The organism is Archangium sp. (genome assembly GCF_036277355.1).
Classification (GTDB): domain Bacteria; phylum Myxococcota; class Myxococcia; order Myxococcales; family Myxococcaceae; genus Archangium.
Genome location: NZ_DASUNC010000110.1, coordinates 44,317 through 55,485, shown reverse-complemented (window position 1 = coordinate 55,485; position 11,169 = coordinate 44,317). Strand labels below are relative to the sequence as shown.

The following is an 11,169-nucleotide window of genomic DNA, read 5'->3' as shown; positions in this document are numbered from 1 at the left end:
CGTTCAGCTCGCCCGACAGCGCGTCGTCGATGGCCTTCTTGTCGGCGAGCGTCTTCAGCACGCCCGGCTTGCGCGTCTCGACGAAGCGGTAGAGATCCTCCTCGTAGCGGTGCACGTCGCCGAGGGGCACGCCGTCGAGGTACCCGTTGCCGCCCGCGAAGATGATGAGTACCTGCTTCTCGATGGGCAGCGGCTCGTACTGCGCCTGCTTGAGCACCTCGACCAGCCGGCTGCCGCGGTTCAGCTGCGACTGCGTCGCCTTGTCGAGGTCCGAGCCGAACTGCGCGAAGGCCGCCAGCTCGCGGTACTGCGCCAGGTCCAGCTTCAGCGTACCGGCCACCTGCTTCATGGCCTTGATCTGCGCCGCGCTTCCCACGCGCGACACCGAGAGGCCCACGTTGATGGCGGGACGCACACCGGCGAAGAACAGGTCCGTCTCGAGGAAGATCTGCCCGTCGGTGATGGAGATGACGTTCGTCGGGATGTAGGCCGACACGTCACCGGCCTGCGTCTCGATGATGGGGAGCGCGGTCAGCGAGCCGGCGCCCTCCTCGTCGGACAGCTTCGCGGCGCGCTCCAGCAGGCGGCTGTGGATGAAGAACACGTCGCCCGGGTACGCCTCGCGGCCCGGCGGACGGCGCAGCAGCAGCGAGAGCTGACGGTACGCCACGGCCTGCTTGGACAGGTCGTCGTACACGATGAGCGCGTGCATCTTGTTGTCGCGGAAGTACTCGCCGATGGCCACGCCGGCGTACGGGGCGAAGAACTGCATCGGCGCGGGGTCCGAGGCGTTCGCCGTCACCACCACCGTGTACTCCATGGCGCCCGCGCGCGTCAGCTTCTCCACCACCTGGGCCACCGTGGACTGCTTCTGGCCGATGGCCACGTACACGCAGTAAACGTTCAGGCCCTTCTGGTTGATGATGGCGTCGATGGCCACCGCCGTCTTGCCCGTCTGACGGTCACCGATGATGAGCTCGCGCTGACCGCGGCCGATCGGCACCAGCGCGTCCAGGGCCTTGATGCCCGTCTGCAGCGGCTCGTGCACGCTCTTGCGCTTCACGATACCGGGCGCCTTCACCTCCAGGCGGCGCACCTCGGTGGACGTGATGGGGCCCTTGCCGTCCAGCGGCTCGCCCAGGGGGCTCACCACGCGGCCCAGCAGCCCCTTGCCCACGGGCACGGAGGCGATCTGCGAGGTGCGCTTGACCAGGTCACCCTCGCGGATGTCCTTGAAGTCACCCATGATGGCGACACCGACGTTGTCCTCCTCGAGGTTGAGCACCAGGCCCTTCACCCCGTTGGAGAACTCCACCAGCTCGCCGGACAGCACGCCCTCGAGGCCGTAGACACGGGCGATACCGTCGCCCACGGAGAGCACGGTCCCGGTCTCGGCGACGGTGACCTTCTTGCCGTAGTCCTTGATCTGCTCGCGGATGATTCTGCTGATCTCGTCGGCGCGGATTTCCATCTTGCGTCCTTGCACAGGGGCGGCCGGTGGGAATGCCGCCAGAGAAACCTATATGGCGGGGCCCCCTTACCACGCGCACCCCCCCACCGCAACGCGCAAGGGCCCACCCGGGCACCGGTTGTCATCGGCGCTGTAAGCGACACTGGAGGGAGGGGGTTTCCCTCTCAGGAGCCCGGGGCGTGCCGCGGCAGCCACACGATGAAGCGCGTGCCCAGGCCCACTCCGGACTCGACCGAGATGCGGCCTCCATGGGCCACCACGATCTGCCGGGCGATGTAGAGGCCCAGTCCCAGCCCATCGCCACTGGCGCGCTTGCCCCGCTTGAAGGGCTCGAACAAGGTCGCCCGCTCCTCCAGCGGCACCGGCGGGCCCTCGTTGCGCACCGTCAGGGTGATGCCGTCCGGCACCCCCACCGCCTTCACCTCCACCGGCGTGTCCTCGGGGCTGTGCTGCACGGCGTTGCCCACCAGGTTGTCCAGCAGCTGGCCGAGCCTCGACTCGTCCCAGCTCCCCCGCACGTCCCCCTCCACCTTGGAGACGATCAGCCGCGCGGGGTGCGACACCTGGAACTCCTCCACCACCCGCTCCAGCAGCTTGTCGAGCGACAGCGGCACCGGCTTCACCGGAATCCCCCCGGCCAGCCGCGCCCGCGTGAAGTCCAGCAGCTCGTGGATCATCCGCTCCATGCGCCGCGTCGCCGTGGCCACGTGCGTCACCTGCCGGGCCTGGGTCTCGTTCAACCCCCCGCCGCGCTGGAGCGCGCCCGTGCTGAGCTGGATGGCGTAGAGCGGGGTGCGCAGATCATGACCCACCACGCCCAGGAGCTGCTCGCGGAAGGCATCGGCCCGGGACGCGGCCTCCTCGGAGGCCTTGCGCGCGCTGATGTCCCAGACGGCCGTCATCCGCACGGTGCGTCCGCAGAACTCCACCGGCCGTCCCAGCACCTCCAGGAAGAGGCGCTTGCCGTCGGCGCGCAGGCCCGTCAGCTCATACGGGGACTCCACCTGCCGGGACACCGCCCGCTGCACCGCCTCGCGGGACTCGGGCGCCACCCAGCGCGCCAGCGGCTGGCCCACCATCTCCTCCGGCGGGCTGCCGAAGAGGTTGGCCAGCGGACGGCTCACCTCGAGGATGAGGCCCGCGTCATGCAGGAAGTAGCCGTCACACGACACGGCGACGAGGCCACTGAGCCGCTCCTCGCTCTCGCGCAGGGCCAGCTCCCGCTCCACGCGCTCCGTCTCGTCCTCCAGCATCACCCCCACGCCCGTGCGCAGTCCGCCCGAGGACGCCGGCAGCACGGTGAGCCGGAAGTGCCGCACGTGGGCATTCGCGGCGAAGCTCCCCAACTGGCCCGACACCCGCGCCCCCGACACCTGCTCACCAGCCAGGGCGCGCTGCAGCAGCGGCGTCAGCTCCTTGGTCAGCCCGGGCCAGACCTCGCCCGTGGTGCGGCCCTCGTACGCGCTGCCGGGCAGCCCGCTCAGGGTCATCAACGCGGTGCTGACGAAGCGAAAGCGCAGCTCCCGGTCCAGGAAGGCCAATCCGAGGCCCGACGCATGGAGTAGCGCCCCGAAACACTGCTGGGCCTCCTCGGAAAAAGAAGGGGCCATAAGGGCTGCGTGTGAGCGTTGGAGGACGGGCTGCGCCATGGTGATGGACCACGGGCCTGGGACCCGTGTGGTCACACCATAGCCTTTCCCCGGCCCGCTGGGAATACCGGGCTTGCCGGGAAGTGGGGAGGAACCGACAGGACGGGTTCCTCGGGAGTCCAGCGAGCGAGACGGCTAGCGCTGCTTCAGCTCGCGGCGCAGCTGCTCGAGCTGGGTGCGCAGGGTGCCGTCATAGAGGGTGCTGCCGACCTGGGCGGCGACACCGCCGAGGACGGAGGGGTCCACGCGGGACTCCAGCACCACGTTGCGCTGGGTGAGCTGCTTGAGGGTGCCGGCCAGGGACTGGAGGGTGTCGGCGGCCAGGGGGACGGCGCTGGTGACGTGGCCGCGCACGCGGCCGGCCTGGGCGTCCACCATGTCCCGGTAGAGGCGGGCGATGTCCGGCAGGTAGCCCAGCCGGTTGCGGTCCACCAGCAGACGCATGCTGTTGGCCAGCACGGGCTCCACCTGGCCGAGCGCCTTGAGGAGCGACTCCACCACGCGGGCGCGCTGCTCGCGGGTGTAGGCCGGGTTGAACAGGACGTCCGCCAGCTCGCGGTTCTGGCCGACGGCGCTGGAGAAGGAAGTGAGCTGCTCCGACACGGCATCGGCGCGGCCAGCTTCAGTGGCGACGTCGAGGAGCGCGCGGGCGTAACGGCGGGCGATTGACACGTTCACCATGGCGCGGCGGCCCTTAGCACGCCCCCCGGCCGGGGGCAACGCCGCGCCGTGTTCCCCGTCCGGGGTCTCCAATAAGTTCCCCTGGGGCTGTACCCGTCAGGAGGGGTGCACGGGGGGCCTCCGGAACCTCGCATCTCCGGCGTATCATGCACTTCCTTCAATGCGCGACCCCGTCATCGGCATCGATCTGGGCACCACCAACAGCGCCGTGGCCTCCGTGGAGGAGGGACGGCCCCGCATCATCCCCTCACGCTCGGGAGGCCGGCTGACACCCTCCGTGGTGGGACTCACCCCCAAGCTGGCCGAGCGCGTGGTGGGCACCAAGGCCCAGGAGCTCGCGAAGGAGCACCCCGACTGCGTGGTGTGGGCCACCAAGCGCTTCATCGGGCGGCGCTTCACCCCGGAGCTGGTGCAGCAGGCCAAGGCGGTGGTGCCCTACCCGCTGGCGGGCGGCAACACCGGGGACGTGCGCGTGAAGATGGCCGGGCGCACCGTGCCCGTCACCCAGGTGTCGGCGATGATTCTGGGTGAGCTCAAGCTGGACGCCGAGGCCTTCTTCGGGCGCGGGGTGAGCCAATGCGTCATCACCGTCCCCGCCAACTTCGATGACAGCCAGCGCCAGGCCACCCGCGAGGCGGCCACCATCGCCGGGCTGGACGCCATCCGCCTCATCAACGAGCCCACCGCCGCGGCGCTCGCCTATGGGTTGTCTCGCGGCTTCCAGGGCCATGCGCTCGTGTTCGACCTGGGCGGCGGCACCTTCGATGTCACCGTCCTGGAGATTACCGACGGCGTCTACGAGGTGAAGGCCACCGGGGGAGATCCGGCGCTGGGCGGCGAGGACTTCGACCTGAAGATTGTGGAGTGGCTGCTGGCGCAGGTGGACGACAACCACCGCGAGCTGGTGCACCGGGACGTGGTGTCCATGCACAAGCTGAAGGTGGCGGCCGAGCAGGCCAAGCGCGAGCTGACGGAGTACGAGGAGACGCTCATCTCCCTGGAGGGGCTGGGAGACCATACCCAGCCGGCGCGCAAGCTGACGGGCCTGGAGACGGCGCTGACGCGCCACTTCTTCGAGCAGCTGTGCGAGCCGCTGTCCAAGCGCTGCATCGCGGTGTGCGAGTCGGTGATGAAGGAAGCGGGGATGGACCCGCACGCGGTGGACACGGTGCTGCTGGTGGGCGGCATGACGCGGGTGCCGTTGATCCGCCGGCTGGTGACGGACTTCTTCGGCAAGGCGCCCTCCACGGACGTGAACCCGGACGAGGCGGTGGCGCTGGGCGCGGCCATCCACGCGGACGAGCTGGCGCGCCAGTCGGGCGCCGCGCTGCTGCTGGACGTGGTGGGCAACTCGCTGGGCGTGGGGGTGATGGGCGGACGGGTGAAGCACCTCATCCCCCGGAACAGCTCGGTGCCGGTGGTGGCCAAGGACGTCTTCCACCCGGGCCGCCATGGGCAGACGGAGGCTCGCATCCCCATCTACCAGGGCGAGAGCGAGATGCAGGACGAGAACCGCAAGCTGGGCGAGGTGGTGCTGCGCAACCTCCAGGGCGCCTCGCGCGCGGACACGCCGCTGGAGGTGACGTTCGAGCTGTCCAACGAGGGCACGCTGTCGGTGCGCGCCACGGACTTGAAGACGGGACTGAGCGAGGCGGTGAAGCTCGAGGCCCGCCCCCACCTGCCGGGCCAGGAGGCCGAGCGGCTCGTGAAGGAGCAGGCCGCGTACGCGCAGCGGCAGGCCCAGGCGGACGCGAAGAAGACGGAGGAGACGTTCCGCAAGCTGCTGGAGCGCGGCGAGAAGCTGGCGAAGCTGCTGCAGCGCACCGCCGAGGAGAACCCCAGCGACGAGGCGGACGCGGCGATGATCAACGTGCGCTCGCTGCTGGCCACCGGCTACTCCGCCCTGGAGGGCCGCGACGCCGAGCAGTGCGCCCAGGTGGCGCGCCAGCTCACCCAGCTGCTCTCCGGCCGCCGGGACTGAGCTCCTACCGCGCCTGTTTCCCCTCGCCCGAGGGGAGAGGGGATATTGGGCTCAAGGGACGGCTGGGATGCGCACCATCCGGCCCACGGAGGGCACGCCCGCGTCGTTCACCAGGAAGAGCTGGTAGTAGCTCGCCGGCGCCAGGTTGTTGTTGGCCGGCGCGGTGACGGTGAGGACGCCACTGCCTCGCGTGAAGGGCAGGGTGATCAACCGCTGGTTCTGGTCGAAGGCATGCGTCACCGCCCCCAGGGCAATCAGCGTCACCTTCGTCACCCGGCCCGCGTCCGGCGTCGAGATGGTGAACGTCGTGCCCGGTGACACCACGTCCGGCACCGAGCTCACCACCGGCCGTGCCCCCTTGAAGAGGTAGGGCGGCGAGAAGACCTCCGCGGTGTTGGCGTTGCGGCCTCCCGCGCTCAGCACCCGCCCGTCCGGCAGCAGCACCGCCGTGGCGTGATAGCCGCGATAGACCGTGTTGCTGGCGAGCCGCGTCCAGCGGTTGGTCGCGGGGTCATACACCTCGGCCTGGAAGACGGGGCGGGTCTTGTCGTCGAAGCCACTGCCCCGGCTGCCCCCCGTCACCAACACCGTCCCATCCGGCAGCAGCGTCGCGTTGTGCTGCCGCCGCGGCGTGCTCATGGGCGCCATGTACCGCCAGACCGGCGAGGCCACGTTCAGGTCGATCTGCTCCACGGTGGCCGTTGGCGGATCTCCTCCTCCGATGAGGAACACCCGGCCATCCAGGTACACCGCGGGCCCGTAGCTCCGGGTGCCGTAGTTGCTCGAGGGCCCGGAGCTCCAGGCGCCCGTCCCTCCCGGATCCATGAAGCGGCTCAGCCGCTGCGGCCCCGCCAGGAAGAGCCGGCCATTGGGCGCCAGGAACATCCGCGGGTAGTACGGCAGCTTCAGCCGCGCCGTCGTCATGTCCCGCCACGTCCCGGTGGCCGCCAGGTAGCGTTGGGGAATCTCGTTCATGATGCCGGTGCCCACCGTCTCGCCGGAGATCACCATCACGTCTCCGTTGGCCAGCGTCACGTTGGTGGGGTACCAGCGCCCATCGTTCATGTCCGGCAGGCGCGTCCACCGCGAGGTGAACGGGTCCCACAGGCTCGCGTCCTCAAGCCCCACGTGGCTCTCGATGTGTCCGCCCGTGATGAGCAGCCGGCCATCCGCGAGGTAGGAGTGGCCCGCGCAGAAGATGTTGTAGCCCGGCGCGGGCAGCCGGCTGAGGCCTCCCGTGGCGGGATCCCACAGCCCCGGCGGGTCATCGCCCTGGGCGAACTCGCCGAAGAACATCACCCTGCCCGTGGGCAGCAGGCTCGCGTGGGTGGCGGAGAGTGGCCAGGCCATGACGCTCGACCACTGTCCCACCTCCGCGGGAGTCTGCGCCCGGGCCGGGCCCGCCCACATCGCGCATCCCACGAGCCAGAGCGCGAGCACTCGTGGCTGGGAAAGAGTTCTCATGGACATCGCCGCCTCCCCGGATTCCCGCTGTTTCAAGGTAAGAACCTAGGGGGTCGAGGCTGCACGCCAAGCCGGACCCAAGGTGCAAGGCACTGGTGGGTGGTGGGCTGTTCGAGACTGTCGGGTGCGTACTGCTCACCCCGGACTCGCGTGCGGATGGACGTGGGGCCGAGCGCCCCCACCTTGGGGGCCGTCCCACCCTGCCCGGGAGGTTCCCATGAGGTGCTGGCGTCCGTTCGCCGTGCTGCTGGCCCTGTTCTCCGCTCCCGCCCTGGCCCAGGCCGGCGAGCCCCTCCTGGACGCGGGAGGCTGGAAGCCGTGTGGGCGCGCCGCCACTCCCCTGGCGGAGCTCGCTCCCGGCGCGGGCGACTCGGAGCCGGGGAGAGGGGTTCGCGGCGAGCGTGTCCTCTTCTTCGCCTCCGATGATGGCGTGCACGGCCGCGAGCCCTGGGTGAGCACCGGCACCGGAGGCCGTGGCACCTCGCTCCTGCTGGATGTGCGTCCCGGGCCGGAAGGAGCCGAGCCCTCGGGCCTCACCCGCGTGGGAGAGCGGGTCTTCTTCGTCGCCGACGACGGCGAGCACGGGCGCGAGCTGTGGGTGAGCGATGGCTCCTCCCGGGGCACGCACCTGGTGAAGGACATCTGGCCCGGCCCGGATGGCTCGTACCCGCAGTCGCTCGTCGAGCTCGGCGGGGTGCTCTACTTCGCCGCCGGAGACCCCGAGCACGGGCGCGAGCTGTGGCGCAGCGACGGGACGGCCGAGGGCACCTGGCTCGTCGAGGACCTGGATCCCGGCTTCGAGGGCACCAGCCCCTACCTGCTGACGCGCGGGGGAGATGGGGCGCTCTATTTCATCAGCCACTTCCAGGGCTTCTACATGCGGCTGATGCGCAGCGATGGGCGCTCCCGCGCCGTCGAGCTGTTCCGCCGCTCCAGCGAGGGAGGTGATCTGGAGTCGCTGACGGCGGTGGGCAACAAGCTGTTCTTCGTGTCCACCAGCGTCCACGATGACGTCATGGCGGAGCTGCGGGTGACGAGCGGAGGCGCCCCCGTGCTCGTGGGCTCGTTCCCCAGGATTCATGACCTGGTGGCGATGGGCGGGCGGCTGTACTTCAGCGCCAGCGGGGAGGGCGACTCCACCAACGAGGAGCTGTGGCGCAGTGATGGCACCCGGAAGGGGACGCTGCGCGTGAAGGACCTCCGGCCCGGCGCCGAGGGCTCGTCCCCGGGTGGATTCGCCGTCCTGGGCCGCCGGCTCTTCTTCTCCGCGGACGATGGGGTGAACGGGCGCGAGCTGTGGGTGAGCGATGGCACGGCCTCCGGCACGCTCCTCTTCGCGGACCTCGTTCCGGGCTCCGGGGGTTCGTCTCCCGAGGCGCTGACCGCCGTGGATGGGAACCTGTTCTTCAGCGCGGAGACGCCGGGACACGGCCGCGAGCCCTGGGTGAGCAGTGGCTCGAACGGGAGCGCGGCGCCGCTCGATGAGTTGGCCGCCGGCATGGACTCCTCGGACCCGGGTGGCTTCGTGCGCTCGGGCTGGGACGTCTTCTTCCTCGGGCGGGATGCGGCCCATGGCTGGCGGTTGTGGGCCCTGCCGTTCCGTCCCGCCCACGCGTGTGACGACGACGCCCGCTGAGGCCTCTCGGTTTTCCGGCTGCCCGGTGCGAGGGGTCTCGACTTTCCGTGGCCCCTCGCACCACGCGTGCGACTCCAACTCCGCGAAATCCCGGGCGTCCCGTGGGGAGCCCGCCTCCTGGCACACGGGTGGCAGAAGCCCGCCGCATGAACATGAAGACATACAAAGGGCTGGCGCTCGCGCTGCTGGGATTGGCGGCGTGCAGTGACAGGGGCAGCATTCCCGAGAACCAGCCGGTGCAGATGAAGGCGCGGCTGGAGTCCTTCGCGAGCTGCGCGGCGCTCGAGTCCTATATCGAGGACGCCGCGGTGCTCGACATGCGCTCCACCCTGGAGCGCTCCAAGCCCTCCTATTGGAAGGGGCGGGGCGGTTGGTTCGGCGGCCCGGTGGAGTACGCGGACGGCGCGGGCGCTCCGACCCCCACCACGGCGGGCGGCGGCAGCTCCGGCCCGAAGGACCATACCGGCACCAACAACCAGGTGGAGGGTGTGGACGAGGCGGACTTCGTGAAGAACGACGGCACCCGCATCTTCGTCCTCTCCGGACAGAAGCTGTACGTGCACCGCTCCTGGCCGGCCGAGTCGCTGCGCGTGGAGTCCTCGCTGACGCTCGAGGGGTGGCCCCGGCAGATGTTCCTCCACGGGAACAAGGTGGTCGTCTTCTCCTCGGTGAACGCGCCGTATTCGGGCTCAAGCGTGGGCGGCGGCTTCGTGGCGGACTGCGCTTATATGGGCCCCTGCGGCCATGGCGCCTCGACCACCAAGGTGACGACGGTGGACGTGTCCGACCTCGCCGCGCCCCAGGTGACGAGCGAGGTGTACCTGCCGGGCGGCTACCACGACGCGCGCCTGGCGGAGGGCTCGGCGCGGCTGGTGATGCGGGACTCCTTCCGCTGGCCCACGGGCGTGCGCTTCTGGCCCGAGTACTCCCAGGACCTCTGGAACGACCAGGCGCGGCTGGAGAAGGAACTCGACCGGCTGATGGCCCACAACGAGCAGCTCATCCGCGCGGCCGCGCTCACCCAGTGGGTGCCCGAGGGCCGGCGCAAGCTGCCGGATGGCACCGTGGAGACGCTGGGCTACGACTGCCACGACTTCCACAAGACGAACGCGCCCACCCGGCTGGGGCTCGTCACAGTGGCCACGCTGGACCTGGACGCGCAGACGTTCCAGCCGCCGGGCCGCGTCACGCTGGTGACCGAGCCGGGCGAGGTGTACGCCACCGCCGACGCGCTCTACCTGGCCACGCCCCACTGGTGGTGGTGGCCGGAGGCGGGGCAGACGGACCACACCTATGTGCACAAGCTCGACCTGAGCCAGCCGCACCGCGCCTCGTACGTGGCCAGCGCCACGGTGAAGGGCATCCTGCTGGACCAGTTCAGCATGGACGAGCACGAGGGCGTGCTGCGCGTGGCCACCACCATCAGCTCGCGGGTGGCCGAGGCCGGCAACCCGTGGGGCCGCACCGAGACGGCCAACCGCGTCTTCACCTACGGGCAGGAGGGCGGCCAGCTGAAGCTGCTGGGGCAGAGCGAGGAGCTGGCCAGGGGCGAGCGCATCTTCAGCGCGCGCTTCGTGGGCAAGCGGGGCTACGTGGTGACGTTCCGGCAGGTGGATCCGCTCTTCACCTTCGACCTGTCGGACCCCGCGCACCCGCGCAAGGTGGGCGAGCTGAAGGTGCCGGGCTTCTCCTCGTACATCCACCCGGTGGGGGACTCGCACCTGCTGACGGTGGGCCTGCACGTGCCGGAGAACGGCGACTGGCGCACGCGCGCCGTGAAGCTGAGCCTCTTCGATGTGTCGGACATGGCCAACCCGCGCGAGACGTTCACGCAACTGGTGGGCACGGCCTACGGCTGGAGCGAGTCGCTCTACGACCACAAGGCCTTCAACTACTTCCCGGCCAAGGGGCTGCTGGCCATTCCCTTCACGGACTGGACGCCGGTGTACAACGGTGACTACTGGAGCAACTTCGTGAGCGAGCTGCGCGTCTTCCGCGTGGACACGGCCGCGGGCATCACCCCGGTGGGCGCCCTCTCCATGAAGGACGCCTACCAGGTCATCAACTCCAACCAGTGGAGCTGGGTGTACACGCCCTACGTGCGCCGCAGCGTGATGGCGGATGACTACGTGTACGCCATCAGCGACGCGGGCGTGCGCGTGGCCCACGTGAGCAACCTGTCCTCGCCCCTGGCCACCTCGCGCTTCAGTCCCTACACGGCGCAGTGAGGACGAGGGCTGGCCGTCTGCCGGGGGGACAGGCGGCCGGCTGATGGGTCAGGCGAGCG

The 11,169-nt window shown here is 70.2% G+C and carries 7 protein-coding genes; 3 read left to right on the top strand and 4 right to left on the bottom strand.

Going from position 1 to position 11,169, the window contains the following annotated elements; all coding sequences use genetic code 11:
- The 3 genes from atpA to atpH form a co-directional block, all read right to left on the bottom strand.
- The coding region (gene atpA / locus VFZ09_RS28800; protein WP_329730899.1) for a F0F1 ATP synthase subunit alpha at positions 1-1,471 on the bottom strand (1,471 nt) is incomplete at its 3' end.
- 164 nt (positions 1,472-1,635) lie between these two features.
- On the bottom strand, positions 1,636-3,081 hold the full coding sequence (locus tag VFZ09_RS28795; protein WP_329730898.1) for a PAS domain-containing sensor histidine kinase: 1,446 nt from the start codon (positions 3,079-3,081) through the stop codon (positions 1,636-1,638).
- Between the two features lie 174 nt (positions 3,082-3,255).
- Positions 3,256-3,801 carry an ATP synthase F1 subunit delta gene (atpH, locus tag VFZ09_RS28790; protein WP_329730897.1) on the bottom strand — a complete coding sequence of 182 codons (546 nt, stop codon included), beginning with the start codon at positions 3,799-3,801 and terminating at the stop codon, positions 3,256-3,258.
- A gap of 160 nt (positions 3,802-3,961) precedes the next feature.
- Between atpH and VFZ09_RS28785 the strand changes: the two genes are divergently transcribed.
- The gene (locus tag VFZ09_RS28785) at positions 3,962-5,782 is read left to right on the top strand and encodes an Hsp70 family protein (RefSeq protein ID WP_329730896.1); all 1,821 of its coding nucleotides are present in this window, start codon (positions 3,962-3,964) and stop codon (positions 5,780-5,782) included.
- A 51-nt stretch (positions 5,783-5,833) separates the two neighbouring features.
- On the opposite strand, the gene VFZ09_RS28780 is transcribed toward VFZ09_RS28785, so the two are convergent.
- Complete coding sequence (locus tag VFZ09_RS28780) at positions 5,834-7,246, bottom strand: galactose oxidase-like domain-containing protein (RefSeq protein WP_329730895.1); 1,413 nt, start codon at positions 7,244-7,246, stop codon at positions 5,834-5,836.
- A 217-nt stretch (positions 7,247-7,463) separates the two neighbouring features.
- On the opposite strand from VFZ09_RS28780, the gene VFZ09_RS28775 reads away from it, so the two are divergent.
- A complete protein-coding gene (locus tag VFZ09_RS28775; RefSeq protein WP_329730894.1) occupies positions 7,464-8,882 on the top strand; it encodes an ELWxxDGT repeat protein in 1,419 nt (472 codons plus the stop codon).
- 146 nt (positions 8,883-9,028) lie between these two features.
- Entirely contained in the window at positions 9,029-11,110 is a 2,082-nt protein-coding gene (locus VFZ09_RS28770) for a beta-propeller domain-containing protein (RefSeq protein WP_329730893.1), read from the top strand.
- The last annotated feature ends 59 nt before the right edge of the window (positions 11,111-11,169 follow it).